At 40.9% G+C, this 16,682-nt stretch carries 13 protein-coding genes and 1 pseudogene; all 14 read right to left on the bottom strand.

Annotation, left to right across the window (positions count from 1 at the left end):
- Window positions 1–76: 76 nt before the first annotated feature.
- The 14 genes and pseudogenes from FQT67_RS03935 to FQT67_RS03870 all read right to left on the bottom strand — a co-directional run bounded on the left by FQT67_RS03935 (window position 77) and on the right by FQT67_RS03870 (window position 16,572).
- A complete protein-coding gene (locus tag FQT67_RS03935) occupies window positions 77–1,033 on the bottom strand; it encodes a YihY/virulence factor BrkB family protein (RefSeq protein WP_003054565.1) in 957 nt (318 codons plus the stop codon).
- A 1-nt stretch (window position 1,034) separates the two neighbouring features.
- Complete coding sequence (locus FQT67_RS03930) at window positions 1,035–1,895, bottom strand: methionyl aminopeptidase (RefSeq protein WP_012767188.1); 861 nt, start codon at window positions 1,893–1,895, stop codon at window positions 1,035–1,037.
- 16 nt (window positions 1,896–1,911) lie between these two features.
- On the bottom strand, window positions 1,912–3,195 hold the full coding sequence (gene spxR / locus FQT67_RS03925; protein ID WP_003054575.1) for a CBS-HotDog domain-containing transcription factor SpxR: 1,284 nt from the start codon (window positions 3,193–3,195) through the stop codon (window positions 1,912–1,914).
- Window positions 3,188–3,742: a GNAT family N-acetyltransferase gene (locus tag FQT67_RS03920; protein ID WP_003054567.1), complete on the bottom strand. Its 555-nt coding sequence runs from the start codon at window positions 3,740–3,742 to the stop codon at window positions 3,188–3,190. Before FQT67_RS03920 ends, spxR begins: the two co-directional genes overlap by 8 nt.
- Before the next feature lie 248 nt (window positions 3,743–3,990).
- A complete protein-coding gene (locus FQT67_RS03915) occupies window positions 3,991–5,337 on the bottom strand; it encodes an albumin-binding GA domain-containing protein (RefSeq protein ID WP_046176909.1) in 1,347 nt (448 codons plus the stop codon).
- A 474-nt stretch (window positions 5,338–5,811) separates the two neighbouring features.
- The gene (locus FQT67_RS03910) at window positions 5,812–7,602 is read right to left on the bottom strand and encodes a glycoside hydrolase family 3 N-terminal domain-containing protein (RefSeq protein WP_042357948.1); all 1,791 of its coding nucleotides are present in this window, start codon (window positions 7,600–7,602) and stop codon (window positions 5,812–5,814) included.
- Window positions 7,603–7,732: 130 nt separating this feature from the next.
- The gene (locus tag FQT67_RS03905) at window positions 7,733–8,536 is read right to left on the bottom strand and encodes an HAD hydrolase-like protein (RefSeq protein ID WP_042357949.1); all 804 of its coding nucleotides are present in this window, start codon (window positions 8,534–8,536) and stop codon (window positions 7,733–7,735) included.
- Between the two features lie 267 nt (window positions 8,537–8,803).
- Window positions 8,804–9,643 (bottom strand): SDR family oxidoreductase, encoded by an 840-nt coding sequence (locus tag FQT67_RS03900; protein ID WP_012767194.1) that lies wholly within the window; start codon window positions 9,641–9,643, stop codon window positions 8,804–8,806.
- A 14-nt stretch (window positions 9,644–9,657) separates the two neighbouring features.
- Window positions 9,658–10,752 (bottom strand): mannonate dehydratase, encoded by a 1,095-nt coding sequence (locus FQT67_RS03895; RefSeq protein ID WP_041789044.1) that lies wholly within the window; start codon window positions 10,750–10,752, stop codon window positions 9,658–9,660.
- Between the two features lie 94 nt (window positions 10,753–10,846).
- Entirely contained in the window at window positions 10,847–12,244 is a 1,398-nt protein-coding gene (gene uxaC, locus FQT67_RS03890; protein WP_042357950.1) for a glucuronate isomerase, read from the bottom strand.
- A gap of 29 nt (window positions 12,245–12,273) precedes the next feature.
- Window positions 12,274–12,891 carry a bifunctional 2-keto-4-hydroxyglutarate aldolase/2-keto-3-deoxy-6-phosphogluconate aldolase gene (locus FQT67_RS03885; RefSeq protein ID WP_012767198.1) on the bottom strand — a complete coding sequence of 206 codons (618 nt, stop codon included), beginning with the start codon at window positions 12,889–12,891 and terminating at the stop codon, window positions 12,274–12,276.
- A 127-nt stretch (window positions 12,892–13,018) separates the two neighbouring features.
- The gene (locus tag FQT67_RS03880) at window positions 13,019–13,690 is read right to left on the bottom strand and encodes a FadR/GntR family transcriptional regulator (protein ID WP_046176959.1); all 672 of its coding nucleotides are present in this window, start codon (window positions 13,688–13,690) and stop codon (window positions 13,019–13,021) included.
- Window positions 13,691–13,731: 41 nt separating this feature from the next.
- The gene (gene uidA / locus FQT67_RS03875; RefSeq protein WP_143936369.1) at window positions 13,732–15,522 is read right to left on the bottom strand and encodes a beta-glucuronidase; all 1,791 of its coding nucleotides are present in this window, start codon (window positions 15,520–15,522) and stop codon (window positions 13,732–13,734) included.
- A 22-nt stretch (window positions 15,523–15,544) separates the two neighbouring features.
- Window positions 15,545–16,572, bottom strand: a pseudogene (locus FQT67_RS03870) (sugar kinase).
- Window positions 16,573–16,682: the final 110 nt, after the last annotated feature.

Here is a 16,682-nt window from a genome sequence, read left to right as displayed (position 1 = left end):
TCAATGATTTTCTATTCATCCTCATAAAAAATGAAGCAAGAAAGACCCTTCCTACTTCATCTCGTTTGTCAGTTTTTTACTCTTCATCAACAGAGGAAGATGGCGATTGATCTGTGTCATTCCCTAAGGTTTTTTTGAAAATGGATACCACATCTCCGCTGCGACTTTCTAGTTTTCCTACAGACATTTCTTGATAAGTGGCATTAAAAATGGCCCCTAAAATCAAAATTCTAGCCAAGAAAATAAACCATAACATGATAATGAAAATCATCACGGAACCAAAGGTTTTGATATCTACCATTTTCTCAACATTATGTACCACATAATTACCAACCAAGTTACTCAAAAAAGTCATGACAAATGACGTGAAAATCGTACCTGGCAAAATATAGCGAATCTTTTTAATCTTGACATTTGGCAAGAGGAAATACAATAACATCAGGCCAACAAATATAATCAAGACCGTAATAGGCTGGATTAAGAGCAAGAATGCCGTCGTGATATTGTCACTTAGGTTATAGTGGTTATCTAACACCTGGATAGCTGCCTTTGAAAAGGTCGAAAAGATCAAGGCAAAGGTCAAAAGAAATAAAATAATGAGACTGGTCAAAAGTCCAACCAAGTGACCGATAAAGAAATCACGATGTTGTGAGGCTCCGTAAGCTTTATTGATGGCTTTTTGCAAGGACGTTAAACTTCGAGACATGGTCCAAAAACCAGTCAAGGTCGCAACCCCAAGCACACTTCCTGAAGGTTTTGAAAAAATATTAACCACAATCGAAGAGGCTGGTTTGAAAATATCCTTAGGCAGATTTTGCTTCATTAACCGTAGCAAATCAGCAATGTCAATATTAAGGTAAGGAAAAATATTGGCTGCAATAATAATCAATGGAAAAGCTGTCAAAATAAGATAGTAAGCCACAGCAATTGAAGACAAATCCATTTCGGCACTTTGAAAATGTCGCATAAAAACTTGAATGGGTTCATACTGCCACTTTGACATGACTCTATCAAAGAATTTTTTTTCTGCCATTTTAGTAAGTTCTTTCTTCTCCTTGGCTCGTTAAAATAACAGGGCCGTCTTTAGTAATGACAAATTGATGTTCATATTGACAAGACAGGCCACCATCCAAAGTCTTATGCGCCCAACCTGTTTTCATATCCGTGTCAATTTCCCAAGTTCCTGTGTTGATCATCGGTTCCACTGTCAAGACCATTCCTTCTTTCAGACGAAGGCCTCGACCAGCTGTTCCGTAGTTTGGTACCATTGGTTCTTCATGCATGGTAGGTCCGACACCATGACCAACAAGGTCACGTACCACCCCATAACCAAAGCTTTCAGCGTACTCTTGGACAGCTGCTCCGATATCACCGATACGGTTACCAATCACAGCTTGCTCAATCCCGCGGTACATCGCTTCTTTAGTGACATCCATTAATTGTTTCACTTCGTCAGATGGCGTTCCTACAGCATAAGCCCAACACGAATCCGCCAAGCCACCAGAATAAGACTCTGTCCATTTTTTCATCTCAGAAACATTATCAAAATCTAGGGCTGAGACATCCACAACTGATTTGTCCAAAGGCTCGCTTAAAACCATGTCAACCTTAAGCAAATCCCCTTCTTTAAGAATGTAGTGGCGTGGAAAGGCATGAGCCACTTCGTCATTCAACCCGCAGCAGGTAGCATACGGGTAATCCATGACATGACCATCCACTCCAATTTGCAAGGGAAGCACATTGTCTTCTTTACAACGACGACGAACGTAGGCTTCAACTTCCCACATGTCCGCACCAGGCTTGATAATATCTCTTAGCCCAATATGGATACCAGCTAGAAAATCTCCAGCTCTATCCATAGCTTCTATTTCGCGTGCAGATTTTAATGTTATCATGTTTTATCTTTCTCCTCTAATTAATCTTGGTTGTTATTATTGCTTTAGCAATCACTTGATCATCGACAAAAACTTCGATATCAATGGTGCTGCTTCGTCTATTTTCAGTAATGATTTTAGGGTATAGTTTCAATTGATCATCAATTTGAACAGCATGTAAAAAGTATATCATCATTTGTTCAATAATGATATTTTTTTGATGCTTTTTCGTTAGGACACGAACACTGATTTCCTTGAGAAATTCTGAAATGACCCCATTTGACATGTTACCAGCACTATCAATCATGGTCGGTTCAACCAAAACCTGATAATAGTCAAGGGTCTCTTCAAGGCTGGAAAGCATCTGTTCACTATAGGTGTAGAGGTTACTTGGCTGGTTAGTCGGAAGATTCTCCATTGCTTGTCTACGGGTAATCATCCCTAGTAAGACATGGTCTTCATCAACAACAGGAAGCATGTTTAAATCTTCAAAAATCATTTTTTGACTGATGTTCGCAAGACTGGTGTTAGGCTTCGCTGTGATGGGGTTTCGAGACATGATTTTAGTCACTTTAGTGGTCGGTAATTGATCCACTACATCTCGCATACTGACCACTCCGATTACTTTGGATTTGTGATCCAGAACAGGGAATCTTACCTCTCGTGTATTTTTAATGAGGGCGTTAAATTCTTCAATCGTATTGTCCTCATAAAGACAGCCATACTCCTTAACAGGAATCATGACCTGCTCGACGGTTTTGAGGTCTGTTTTGATGCGAATATTAGACAGGGCATGATTAATCATGGTCGCGACTGTAAAGGTGTCATAATTGGTTACCATGACAGGAATACCTTGGCTATCCGCTGTTTCAATAACCCGTTTAGAGACTGGGAAACCGCCAGTCACTAAGATGGCATTATGATTTTCCAAAGCCAGCAATTGGATATTTTCGCGGTCACCGACAATCAAAAGCCCTCCTTTAACGAGGTAGCGGCGAATATTTTGCTGAGTCATAGCTCCGATTGAAAACTTGCTAAATTCATGCCCCAGACCAGCATGCCCCGCTAACACTTCCGAATCACTAATACGAGCAATTTCGGCATAGGTCAGACGGTCAATGCGAACCCGTCCTTTTTTCTCAATACGAACCGTGCCACTTCTTGGTTTGGTTTCGACAATGCCTCGATTTTCAGCTTCTTTGATAGCGCGGTAAGCCGTGCCATCACTAACCTTTAAATGATTAGAAATACTTCTAACACTCACCCGTTTCCCGATAGCGAGCTTTTCCAGATAATCCAAAATGTCTTGATGTTTACTCATGATGATCATCACCTATTCTTAATTGGTACGCTTTATAATCGCGAATCTTATGGGTATGGCGATCACTGCCTCTAAATCGTTTGTAACAGCGAAATCCTGCTTTTTCAGCCACACGTTGACTGGCTTCATTTTCCAGATGGATGAGCAACTCCAATGTTCTGAGCCCAAATGTTTGAAAGGCTAAAAAACTCAGTGTCTTGAGAACTTCTGTCATGATACCTTGCCCCCAGTAAGCATGATGTAAAAAATAACCAACTTCAGCACTGGCTACTTTAGCATTATACTGTTCCAGCCGGATACAGCCTATCAGTTGGTGTGTCAGCTTGTCCTCAATGGCCCAAATCCCTAAAGGAGATACCATAAACTCATGAACTAAAAGGTAGTCGCTTTCCCCTTTAGTCCTTTTTTCTGGAAAGACATAAGATAAGTGCTCATTATCATTAACCATAGCGTAAAAAGCCGCGTGATCGGCATATTGAAAAGGCCTCAATGCAACCTTTGGAGTGTCCAAAAAAGCAAATGCTGCCAACTGTGTCCAAATATCCATTGATGCCCTTTCCACTTTTCCTGTATTAGTTTTATTATAACAAATATCGTAGAAATATTCTATAACAGTTTTTAGCTTTCTGTGAGCTTTTTTTGCAAAAACTACTATTTTCAGGACTTAGATGTCCTATCCTTTCCACCATCCTTAGAGAAATAGCTGTCAACTGTATTACTTGTGTTTTTAAAAATACAAAAAAAGAGGAACCCTAGTGTTCCTCTTAAAAAGCTTTTTGTCAAAAATAATGACAATTAGTCTTCTTTACGTTTTGAAGCGACCGCCAAAGCACCCGCACCAGCCATTACTGCAAGCGCAGCTGCTGTGAAGAATGGGTTGCTTCCTTCACCAGTTGTAGGAAGAGTTTCAGCTTTCTTAGCGTCTTCTTTCTTAGCTTCTGGTTTTTTAGCATCTTCTTTCTTAGTATCGTCTTTCTTAGCGTCATCTTTAGCAATTGGAGTTGCAGGAGTTAACGGAACAAGAGGGATACTTGCTTCTGGTTTTTCTGGTTCAGTTGGTGCATCACCAGGAACCTCTGTAACCATTTCAGTTACCGTAAAGGTCTTAGTCGCATCATCATAAGTCCAAACACCATCAACACCGTTGTCGTTAGCGTATTGTTTGAAGGCTTTTTCTGCAGTTTCTGCGTCTACTGCTTTAGTAGTTGTTTCGCCTTTCAATGTTTTACCATTAATAACAAGTTTGTAAGTTGTCACGGCTGGTGTTAATTCAGGCGCATCGATCACTTCTGGTTTTTCAGTAACTGTAAAGGTCTTAGTCGCATCGTCGTAAGTCCATTCACCGTCAACACCGTTGTCGTTAGCGTATTGTTTGAAGACTTTTTCTGCAGTAGCAGCATCAACAGCTTCAGTAGTTGTTTGGCCTTTCAATGTTTTACCATTAAGGATTAATTTGTAAGTGTCAGTCTTAGGTAATGCAGCTAAAATTTCATCTATCAGTGCTTTTACACCTTCAACAGTTTTGGCATTGTTGATTAGGTTCTTGTAATAGTCACTTACTCCATATTTGTCAAGTTCTCTGTTAGCTAAGACTTTGGCTTCAGCTAATTCAATTGATTTAACAGTATCTTCAGCAGGTGTTTGTGATTTCAAGAAATCAGATAAGCCATCTGTTGCTTCTGAAATACGCGCTTTCTTCGCTGATTCAACAACTTGTGCTTGAAGGTCTTTTACACCTTCAACAGTTTTGGCATTGTTGATTAGATTCTTGTAATAGTCACTTACTCCATATTTGTTGAATTCTTTAAGGGCATCTGCTTTGGCTTTTGCTAGGGCATCTGCTGCTGCCGCTGCTTCCCAAGCTGCTGCCCCAGCATTTTCAGCTGCCGCTGCTGCCACAGTATCGGCTACCGCTGCTGCTGTCAAATCAGCTGTAGCACTCTCTTCATTACGCAAAGCCAGTGTTGTCTCTGAATTCCCCAGAAGATTAGTTAATTCACCACCATTACGAATAATTGGGGTATCTTCGATTGGTGAGTCAACAGCGAATACCGTTGATCCCACTAAAAATGCAGCTGATACGGATGCTAACCCAAAAGCTGATTTACGTAAAAAGTATTTTACCTTTTTTTCTTTTTCCATTTTTTCTCCTTTTTTAATTTTAATATGCCAGCACATATTAAAAAGCCGACAAATTTGAAACTACGATTTAATAATTTCACTTTTTATTATACAACTTAATAAAATTAAATCAAGGATTTCATTTAATTTTTCTATCAATTTTTGTTGAATTAATAAAATTAAGGAATCCTTACAAATAAATCTCCTATCATAACCTCACCAATTTAGCCTTATGTCTATCTCATTAGTATAAAAATGATTTTCTATAATTTTTCAACAATTATTTTCTTCTTTAAGAAAACAAGACTTTTTAAAAATGAGATTTTCTATCTATAGTACTATTTATTTTATTTATAATAGAGAATTCTCTTTTTGTACTAAAAAAAAACGTTAGGAGAAAACTCCTAACGTCAGTCATAATATTCTTTTCTGCTATTTAATAACGGTTTTTCTTAACCTCTCATAAGGAAAATAAGGTTAACGTCGCTGTGACTGTTAGTACTCTCGCCACAAATGCGTGTCAATAAGGCCACAGAAAGCATCTACTGGTGAAACACCGGTGAAGTTGGATTCGCCAGCCAATTTCTCCACCAAAGCTTTCATGGTATTGTCCTTACCGTCGTAAGCATTGATATAAGTCCCTACTTGTGGCATGTCTGCTAGGGCAAAGGCATGTTGAACTGATACCACAATTGTTGGGATTTCATGCACATAAAATGGCTGATCCGGTGTCCCCTTGGCTGCTGGCCAGACAATACGCTGAACTGTTCCACCAGAGTTGACATCAACAAGGTTAAGGATTAAATCGTAATGGTCTGTCAAATTGGAAATGGGTTGTTTTTGGGCATAAACATTAGCAATGGCTGCTGCACGTTCGCTTTCCGGCAATTGCATGATACGTTCTTCCGTTGACTCCCACACCGTGACGTCATGACCACGCGCTTCTAGCAATTCTTTGACCACATCGGATGCTCGTTTTTTCTGCCCTGCAATCATCGCACCAAAACCACCTTTGAGACCTTCTACATTGACAATCAAAATGCGTTTGTAGCGTTCAGGCGTGACTGGGAAAATATCCTTTTGCTTATCTTTAACAAGAGTAATGGCTTTGTCAGCTACCTCGTCAGCAATGGCTTGCGCTTCTTTGGTATTAATCAGTGTCATCGCTTCTTCTTTTGGTAGCATAATCTCTTCACGACGACCTTCATATAAATGAAGTCCTAGACGTGCTTTCAAGCCAAGCGTACGGCGAAGGGCATCATGGAGTCGTTCTTCTGTCAAAATACCAGCCTCATAGCCTTCTTTCATCCATTGCAAGTCTTCATCTGGATCATTAAAGAATAAGAAGAGGTCACATCCCGCTTCCACAGCCGTTGGCAGCATCAAACGACGTGGCATAGAAGCTGTCATGGCAACCATGTGAGAAGCATCTGTCACAATAGCCCCATTGTAACCAAGCTCCCCGCGCAGCAATTCATCCAACAACGTTTTGTTGAGTGAAGCTGGTAGCATGTCATCCAACTCACGTTCAGGATGCAACTCTTTCTCAACATTTGGCAAATGGATATGACCTGCCATAATACCAGGAAGACCAGCTTCAGCTAGTTCACCATAAATACGACCGAAGGTAGACATCCACTCGTCTTTTGTCATCGGGTTTGATGCAAAAGAGAGGTGATGGTCACGTTCATCAATCCCGTCCCCTGGGAAATGTTTGGCAAATGGCATAATGCCATGCTCCATAATCCCTCTCATGTACTCTTTAGACAAGGTAATGATTTGGTCCACATTTGAACCCCAGTTACGGCTAGCGATAATTGGGTTGCGCCAGTTGCGTGTCAGGTCAACAATAGGAGCAAAGGAAGCGTTACAGCCAACCGCTGCTGCTTCAATCCCTGCAATGCGCCCCATTTCGTAAGCGTACTTTGGATCATTTGTTGCGGCAACCTTAATCTCGTCCCCAACCTTTGTGCCATCATTAACTGCGCCATCGCCACCTGCTTCGGTGTTAGCAGCAATTAAGAGTGGAATTTTTGATTTGGTTTGTAAGATGTAGTTTTGTTCCCAAACTTCGTCGGCCATGCCTTTATTGTAGCGAACCGCCGCAATTTTATAATCATTAAGCACTTGGGTCAAATACTCTTCGGTACGACTAGCTCCCATGTTAACAAATAACTGCCCAATTTTCTCCTCCAAGGACATGGAGGCAATGGTTTCTTCTACCCAAGCGATGGCTTGGTCATCAAGATGATAAGGTTTTTTGCGTAAATCTACTAAATGTGTCATTTCTTTTCCTTTCAAGAGGGTCTCGGTTTTTTAATACCTTCTTACCAAATCCCTCTACTTACTTCTTTTCTCATCCTTTTGGACTAGTCAAGTTGGACTAGTCAATCTAATTAGTAGCTCTGCTATTGATCTAATCTAAGTTATGCCAGAAGGTTTCTTTCAAGCTATTAAAATCTAGGTCAGACAGTTCTCCTGCGACAAAGGCATCTGCCACAGCTTCTTTTAAGTCAGCCCAAGATTGCGCCTCTTTGCCGACTAATATAGGGAAGAAAGCCACTTGATTTTGCTCTGCTGCGGCCAAATCTCCTGGAGAATCGCCAACCATCATGAGGCGTTCTTTTTGATACCCTTTTTGAAGAAGCTCTGCGATAACATCCTCTTTTTTACCACGGTCTTGGCAATACAAGTCATCAACATGTGCCATTAGTCCTTGATCGTGCCACTCTTCTTCGACAGCTTCTTTATTGGCTGAACTCACAACGAATACTTTCCCTAGCTGATGCAATTTCTCAAGACCTGATATAGCTCCTGGAAAAGCCAACGCCTCACCTTCATAAGCTTTGATTTGACGGTTCACTTCATTAGACCATTCCAAAGCTTTTTGAAGGTCATCACTAGCTTCTTTAGCAAGCTCTGCTTCCAGTGAAGCATTGGAGAGAGATTTGGTGTTGGCAACCCAATCTTTCAAACGGTCAATGCCTTTCAATCCTGCATAGTCAAGTCCCATGACAAGCCCAACAAAACGATTAACCCCACGCGTGCGTGAGTACAGGTTAACACGGTCCCATTCTTTTAAAAATACTTCTGTATTTGTCACCCCAAAGACCTCTGCAGCAATCGGACCAAAGAATAGCTGATGCTTATAGGTCATCGTATCCATCGCACAGCCATCTGAGTCTACGCAGAAGACAAAGGCTTCCTTTTTAGTCGTCATGTTTTCCTCCAATTAATTATAATTCATCTGATGACTTTATTGTAACATAGCCAGAAAACGCTGTCAATTAGAAAACTAACATTAGGTTCATTTTCTTGTTATCCTTTATTTTAAGATGAATATCCAAGTTGTTGCCAAATTATTCTCTCTTAACGATCATTCTAACGTTCACCAAGTCATCATATCACTTATGATGATAGCAACTAGCCTCTAAACAAAAACTCACCCAAGGCATCACATTTTCTTGAGTGAGTTAGTTACTAAGGATTAAACGCCAGAGTAAGCTGCAAAGCCTCCATCAATCGGGAGAACAACGCCGTTAACGAAGCTTGCTGATTGTTCATCAGCTAGGAAGAAGAGACCACCAATCAGTTCTTCTGCTTCTCCGAAACGTCCCATTGGCGTATTGTTAAGGATTTTTTCAGCACGTGCTGTTGGTTGCCCCTCTTCAGTGAACAAAAGACCTCGATTTTGGTTAGTCACCAAGAAGCCTGGGGCGATAGCATTACAACGGATTCCCACTTTTGAGAAGTGAACAGCTAACCATTGCGTAAAGTTGGAAATAGCTGCCTTAGCTCCTGAATAAGCTGGGATTTTTGTCAATGGTGTGAAAGCATTCATTGATGAAATGTTAATGATGTTAGCCCCTTTTCGCCCAACCATGTCTTGAGCGAAAACTTGCGTAGGAAGCAATGTTCCTAGGTAGTTCAAGTTAAAGACAAAACTAATTCCCGCTTTATCTAAATCAAAGAAAGTTTTGGTCTCTTCAGGCAAACCAACCTCATGAAATTCATTATCAGTAGTCGCTTTTGGACTGTTTCCACCAGCTCCATTGACCAAAATGTCTGCTGGACCAAAATCAGCTAAAACAGCCTGACGTACCTCTTCTAAATTCTCTTTTGAGAGGACATTTGCTTTGTAAGCTTTAGCCACACCACCTTCTGCTTCAATCTCAGTGACAAAAGCTTGTGCTGCTTCTTGGTTCAAATCTAAAAGAGCTACCTTGGCACCTGCTTTAGCAAACTCTTTGGCCATGTAGCCACAAAGCACGCCACCAGCACCTGTTACAATCACAACCTTATCTTTAAAATCAATTACTCTAGTCATGTTATTCCTCTTTCTTATTTGTCGCCAACTGTTTTGACAGTAATGCCAAAGTCTGGTGTCTTACCAGCAGCACACATATTGGCCTCATAAAGACCATTAAAGTAAGTAGCTCCCAAAGCACGATCATATAGGCCATAACCAGGTGTTTTGGTTTGATCTCCCCAGATACGACGACCATGGTCTGGACGAAGAGCCCCTTTCCAATCATAGTCAACCAATAATTTGACAACAGCATTCATATCAATATCACCAGCTTGTGACAGGTGTGCTGTTTCTTGGAAGCCCCAAGCGCCGGCTGTCACGTTACGCGTGTGCATAAAATTGATACGGTTACGTTTAAGAGCGTACTCAGTCATGGCAATCACATCATTTTTAGGATCAGAAGCATACGACCCTACACACATGGTAATCCCATTGTTTGGAGAATCATAGAGATTCAAGAAGCGCTCAACTGCATCTTGACCTGTTATAATACGTGGCAAACCAAAGATACCATATGGTGGGTCATCAGGGTGGATCGCCATTTTCACACCAGCTGCTTCTGCGGTTGGCATAATAGCTTTGATGAAGTAGTCTAAGTTTGCCCATAAATCTTCTTCAGAGATATTGTTGCGGTAATTCTCGATGATGGCTTTCATTTCTTCCTTAGAATAAGAAGAATCCCAACCTGGTAGATTCAAATCGTCAGCTACTGGATCAACACCCTCTAAATCAGCTTTTAAGAAAGCAAGCGATGTGGATCCGTCCGGTAGTGGATGGTTAAGGTCTGAACGTGTCCAGTCAAAAACTGGCATAAAGTTGTAACAAACCACCGGAATACCTGCTTTACCAACGTTGATAATAGAGGTTTTATAGTTTTCAATCAATGCATCACGCGTTGGCTTGCCTTGTTTGATGTCTTCATGAACTGGGATAGATTCAATAACTGAAATCTCTAAGCCAGCATCTTCGACCATTTTCTTCAAGGCGAGAATATTCTCAAGTGGCCAAGCTTGACCAACCGGCACATCGTAAATCGCCGTAACAATTCCCTGCATGCCTGGGATGGCTTTGATTTCTTCTAAGCTGACTGGGTCCTGTTTACCATACCAGCGAAATGACATTTTCATATACAATTACCTAGAGCTGATAGGCTCCTTTTTCCTTTCATTTCCACACGATTTTCATTTATTGAGAAGACTTCACTTCTATATTGATACAGTTTTAATTAAAATAGCGAACAGCGTTGTCGTAAGCGATGTCTTTAGCCATCTGACCAATGGCTTGATAATCTTCTGGGACTTCCCCTTCTTCAATCCATTCTCCAAGATAAGTTGACAGAATACGTCTGAAATAATCGTGACGTTGATAAGACAAGAAGGAACGAGAATCCGTTAACATGCCTACAAAATTAGCAAGCATTCCTTGTTCAGCAAGAGCATTCATCTGGCTAATCATTCCAAGTTTGGTATCTGCAAACCACCAGCCTGCTCCAAATTGAAGGTAACTTGCGACACCGGCTTCATTGGCTTGGAAATTAGCCAAAGTGTTAGCTACTGCAATATTGTAACTTGGGTTTAAGTTATACCAAATCATTTTTGGTAGACTATCCAACTGCACCAAGTTATCCAACAAGCGGTTCATATTAATCGTTAAAGCTGTTTGGTCTCCTAGAGAATCCACCCCTACATCTGCTCCTAAACGTTTGAAAATACCAGAATGGTTGTTGCGCAGAGCACCAAAATGAACTTGGGTTACAAAACCATATTGCTTGTACAATCGACAAAGGTCTGCAAAAACAGCAGTCTGCCATTGGTTGATGTCAAGCTGGCTTGGTGTATCACCCGCTAGCACCTTGGCCATAATCTGATTTAAAGCTTCTGGTGTAGCCTTTTCAAAAACAATTTCTGTAAAGCTGATATCACTTGCCTTGCAGCCTTTTTCAGCAAAGTAAGCAATGCGTTTCTCCATGGCTGCCATAAACGTCGTAAAGTCTGTAATGCGGCTGCCAGTTGAAGTTCCTAAACGCTCCACAAACTGTGCAAAATTGCGGTGCTCTACAAAAGCCTCATCTGGTCTAAAGGTTGGTGCTACAACTGTCTCGAAAGTGCTATCGTCCGCAAGTTGTTGATGCCATTCGAGGTCATCAAGAGGGTGATCAGTAGTTCCAATAAAAGTCACCTTGCTGTCTGCAATTAATTTGCGCGGGCTAATCTTATGGTCAACCAGATAAGCATTCAAGCGATGGTAAATCTCTTCCGCATTGTCCTGTGTCAACAGCTCTTCCACACCAAAAACATTTTTCAACTCCATAGCTGACCAATGATAAACAGGGTTGCCGTAGGAACGTTCTAAGGTTCTTGCAAAAGCTTTAAATTTATCAAGTTTAGACGCTGAACCAGTGATTTCTTCTTCTGAGATGCCATTAGCACGCATCAATCGCCACTTGTAGTGATCCCCGCCTAACCATAAGTCAACAATATTGTCATAGACCTTATCTTCAAAAATTTCTTTTGGGTCTAGATGACAGTGATAGTCAAAAATCGGTTGATCTTGAATCTGTTGATACAGTTTTTTAGCAGCTTCATTTTTTAACATAAAGTTCGCATCGTTAAATGTCATGTTCGTCTCCTCTGTGATAACTTCCACACTTAGTCAAGGGCTGATACAAATGATTGCGCAATCCGAGTGACACTGTCATAACCCTCTGTCGCCACCTTGCTAGCAAGGGCGGAACCAACACCTACAGCGACTGCTCCAGCATTTTTCCACTCTTTCACGTTATCAACTGAAACCCCTCCAGAAGGCATCAAATCAACCTCAGGGATTGGACCGTGAATATCTTTAATAAAACCTGGGCCAACAACCCCTCCTGGGAAAACCTTAATAATAGGACAAGAAGCATTCATGGCAGACACAATTTCAGTTGCTGTAGCGCAACCTGGGAAGTAAAGATTGCCTTTTTGGTTAGCAATGTCAGCAATTTCTTTGGAAAAATGCGGACTTACTAAGAATTTGGCACCTGCTGCAATCGCTTCTTTTGCGAGTTCAGTAGTCATTACCGTACCAGCTCCAATGACAACACTTGTGTCATCTTTAAAGTCATCTGATAATTTGGTAATGACCTCAGAAGCATTTGGAGTGGAGTAAGTAATTTCAATATTACGAATTCCACCTAAAACCGCATGTTTAGCGATTTCAATCGCATCTTCTGCGGTTTTTCCACGCACAACAGCGAAAAAGTAATTCTCTTTTAATTGGGTTAACATCCGTTTTTCCTCCTCTATGAAACCGTTATCTTGTTATTATTATACAAATCATCTGATGACTTGTCAAGAAAAAAGTCTAAAAAACAGCAATTCTCACAATTGCTGTTTGTTCTTCGCCGATATTTCATTAAGGCAAGAAAGCCGTTCGTTTTACGGTCATAATATGTAAAAACATAGCATCATGCGCTGCGATAGGGTTTCTCTCCTTAATAGCTGTCAAAATGTCGCGATGGGCTTGTAGGGAATCTTCTTTCATCTGACGATTTGTGTAGTTAGCATTTATCAGATGAATTGACTTGTTAATGACAGGCAATAAACTGTCCATCGCAATATTACCACTAAATTTGGCCATCATCGAATGGAAGGTCACATCTAACTGTAAATGCTTAGGATCACCCACTGTTACAGCTTCTTCAATCTCTACGACAATCTTTTCAAGCTCTTTAATCTCTTTCGGTGTCGCATGCTGAGCAGCTAAGGCAGCAATCCGGGGTTCTAGTAACAACCGTAATTCAAACAAATCTGCTGTTAATTTTACTGTGTCTTTCACCAATGAAAAACCAAGCGGGTCTTCTGATACCCCTTTTTTAGAGCTCACATAGGTTCCAGAACCCTGTCTCACTTCTAAGACATTGCGGGTTGCTAAACTTCTGACAGCCTCTCGGATAGTGCTACGTCCTACATCCAAGTCTTGAGCTAATTCGTATTCATTAGGGAGCTTAGCCCCTACGTCATATCCACGTTCTAAAATAAGCTGTAATAAACGTTCTGCTGTTTTTTCAACTAATGGTCTAGCCATCATATCGTCCTCTTCCTGTTTCTACTGTCTCCTATTTTACACTATTTTTTCTTGTAATTATAGTTAGGAATAGCTGTCCAACGTTTTTTAAATTCTCTGACCACTTGTTTAGGCTGACGGTTCCGCGAGAAGAGTCCTTTATGGTTACCTTGCACACGGAAAATCATTAAATTGGTCTCAAAGTCTGCAAAATTCCAAACTTGTTCACCAACAAGGTTAGGAATCTCATCAAAAACTCCATGCGTCATCGCATAAAAATCACATTGGAATTCTTCCGTATATGGAATATCCCACATCGAATGCAAGCCAGGCAAGGTATCTGCCCCATACTCAGTCATCAAAATGGGTTTGTCTGGGAACTTGCTCTGCCATTCTAACAATTCCTTGCGTAGGCCAGCTTCTCCCTTAGCCAGATCACCGTGATCCACATACCAAGCGTAATAACGGTTCAAACAAATCACATCCACCAAATCCATAACTTCATCTCGGTCTGGTGTTGCCATTAAAATGTTGACCAATGTCACTGGACGTTTTTGTGGGTCCAATTCTTTGTAGAGAGCCACCAGAGGTTCAAAATAGCCATGCGCTCCCGCTTCATGGCTTGCAGGTTCATTGGCCACGACCCACATGACAACAGATGGGTGATTTTTATCGCGTTTCATCAATTCTTGGATAGCCTGTTCGTGTGCTTTTTTTGTTTCCATCACAGTCCAAGTTCCCATATCTTTAGGTGTTAAATCAAGGGAAGCCGTGAAATTTTGGAATAAACCAACCGCTGGAATTTCGTCAATCACCAAAATCCCCATACGGTCTGCAAGGCGCATCATTTCTTCAGAGTAAGGGTAATGTGAGGTACGGAACGAATTAGCGCCAATCTCTTTCAACAAGTTCATATCCATCAAGTTAGCCGCCTCATTGAGGCCACGACCATTGATAAAGGTATCTTCGTGTTTGCCAAAACCTTTAAAGTAAACAGGTTTATGATTGACAAAGAACTGACCATCCGCTACATGTACACTACGCACTCCGAAAGGTTCGTCATAAGTATCAACAATTTTACCATCTACACTAATTTCAATACGAGCTGTGTAAAGGTAAGCATCCAGGACTTCCCAGAGATGCACGCAATCAAGTTTGACATGGCCGTCGTTCGTTTGACCAACGACTTGACCTTCTTCATCAAGGATAGTCACCTGAATCGCATCAACAGCCGCTGACGTTTCAACAGCAATGGAAAGGTCTGCTGTTTTCAAATCATCTGATAAATCACTGGTAATGGTGATATCTGAAATGTGGGTTTTAGGACGCACCACTAATTTGACTGGACGATGAATGCCCGCATAGTTAAAGAAATCGAAGTTTTCTTTGACCACTTTTTTCATGCTGCCATCTTCTTGACGTTCTTCGCTATAATTACCCACAGGAAGTGTACTGTAATCTAAAATATTATTGGCACGGACAGCAATTCTAATCTGATGGTCCTGGTAAAGTTCCTCTGGCACCACGACTTCAAAAGGAGTAAATCCTCCCTTATGAGAAGCCAGCTCACGCCCATTAACATACACGGTAGCATTGTGAGTCACTGAGCCAAAACGTAAGACCAATTCATCATCTTTAGCTAACTTTGGAAGATCAACCAAACGCTCATACCAAAAATCACCGATATAATTGCGTTTATCCTTATCGACCACCACATCATTAAAAGAAGTCGGCACAACCATAACGTCTTCTGTTGACAAACAGTCTTCTGGGTTATGGTCTCCTAATTTGAATTGCCACAAACCACTAAGGTCATATAAACTTCTTATTTTGGTTAAAGTTGGGTATAGCATCTTTTTCTCCTTTTTCTCATTGTTAACGTTTAATCTCATACGATGCATCAGTTATTAAATAATCAATATCTGCTGGGGTAATAATATTGCTGTCGCCCTCAATCGTATGCTTGAATTTAAAACTCGCCATTGCAATAGCTAAGGCCTTGTCAGGCGCTTCATTTTGTAGCATGCCATGAATCAAGCCAGCAGTGAAAGCATCTCCAGTACCAACACGGTCCAACACCTGAATGCCAGACTTGTCTGTCTGGTAAAGATTACCATCTTGATATAAATAACCCTTCAAGAGGTATTCATTGGTATGCCCCATTTCCCTTTGGGTAAAAGCAAAGCTAGTCACACCGTAAGTTTTTGCCAACTTAGAAAGAACGTTTTCCAATAATGCTTGATCTTCATACGGTCGACTCAATCCCAATTGGTCTTTCAAATCTTTTTCCCCATCGCCTGCTAAAACCAAGGGTTCAATTCCAATACAAACATCTGCCAAAGTAACTAAAGGGGACAATAATTCTCTAGCCTCTTGGAAAGAGTCCCAAAGGCTGGCCCTAAAGTTTAAATCAAAGGAAACCTTTAATCCTTCTGTTTTAGCCTTTGTCATCAGATAATGGGTCAAGTGATAAAGCTTATCGGTCAAAGCCGGGGTAATACCAGACACATGAAACCAATCAGCCCCCGCAAAAACATCTTCTAACTCATAATCAGCTAACTGCGATTCCCAAAAAGCAGAATATTTTCTGTCATAGGTCACGCGACTAGCCCGTAAGGAAAACCCTTTTTGATAGTAATAAATCCCAAACGTTGACCTTTTTCAATAATATAATCTTGACTGATTTGACGAGAAAAAAGAAAGGTCTTTGTCATTCGTCCCAAATCATTGGCTAGTATTGCTGAGATAAGAGAGACCTTATGCCCTAACTGCACCAACGTTGACAAAACATTTAATTCTGACCCACCAAATCGACATTCCAGACTGGTTGCCTGAGTTAGGGTCTGGTACTGCGACGGTGATAATCGTAACAAAATTTCGCCTAAAGAAACAACTGTTTTCACTCAAAACCTCCTCTACTGGTCGTGATAGTAACATTATACATGATATGAGTCTTTTTTTAAAAACTTAGAAGAGGTCATTTCATCGTCATTAGAAACCTCTCGCCTCAAGA

Origin of the sequence: Streptococcus sp. NCTC 11567, from assembly GCF_902141215.1 — a bacterium.
Lineage (GTDB): Bacteria > Bacillota > Bacilli > Lactobacillales > Streptococcaceae > Streptococcus > Streptococcus dysgalactiae.
The sequence above is the reverse complement of the archived record's forward strand: the minus strand, read 5'-3'. Positions and strand labels throughout refer to the sequence as shown.

What these genes read in the sequence shown, in the direction of transcription:
- FQT67_RS03910 (WP_042357948.1), bottom strand. Translation starts at nt 7,602, where the DNA reads ATGACACATTTAGTAGATTTACGCAAAAAACCTTATCATCTTGATGAC.
- uidA (WP_143936369.1), bottom strand. Translation starts at nt 15,522, where the DNA reads ATGCTATACCCAACTTTAACCAAAATAAGAAGTTTATATGACCTTAGT.
- FQT67_RS03880 (WP_046176959.1), bottom strand. Translation starts at nt 13,690, where the DNA reads ATGGCTAGACCATTAGTTGAAAAAACAGCAGAACGTTTATTACAGCTT.
- FQT67_RS03935 (WP_003054565.1), bottom strand. Translation starts at nt 1,033, where the DNA reads ATGGCAGAAAAAAAATTCTTTGATAGAGTCATGTCAAAGTGGCAGTAT.
- FQT67_RS03930 (WP_012767188.1), bottom strand. Translation starts at nt 1,895, where the DNA reads ATGATAACATTAAAATCTGCACGCGAAATAGAAGCTATGGATAGAGCT.
- FQT67_RS03895 (WP_041789044.1), bottom strand. Translation starts at nt 10,752, where the DNA reads ATGAAAATGTCATTTCGCTGGTATGGTAAACAGGACCCAGTCAGCTTA.
- FQT67_RS03905 (WP_042357949.1), bottom strand. Translation starts at nt 8,536, where the DNA reads ATGACGACTAAAAAGGAAGCCTTTGTCTTCTGCGTAGACTCAGATGGC.
- FQT67_RS03885 (WP_012767198.1), bottom strand. Translation starts at nt 12,891, where the DNA reads ATGTTAACCCAATTAAAAGAGAATTACTTTTTCGCTGTTGTGCGTGGA.
- FQT67_RS03900 (WP_012767194.1), bottom strand. Translation starts at nt 9,643, where the DNA reads ATGACTAGAGTAATTGATTTTAAAGATAAGGTTGTGATTGTAACAGGT.
- FQT67_RS03915 (WP_046176909.1), bottom strand. Translation starts at nt 5,337, where the DNA reads ATGGAAAAAGAAAAAAAGGTAAAATACTTTTTACGTAAATCAGCTTTT.
- uxaC (WP_042357950.1), bottom strand. Translation starts at nt 12,244, where the DNA reads ATGACATTTAACGATGCGAACTTTATGTTAAAAAATGAAGCTGCTAAA.
- FQT67_RS03920 (WP_003054567.1), bottom strand. Translation starts at nt 3,742, where the DNA reads ATGGATATTTGGACACAGTTGGCAGCATTTGCTTTTTTGGACACTCCA.
- spxR (WP_003054575.1), bottom strand. Translation starts at nt 3,195, where the DNA reads ATGAGTAAACATCAAGACATTTTGGATTATCTGGAAAAGCTCGCTATC.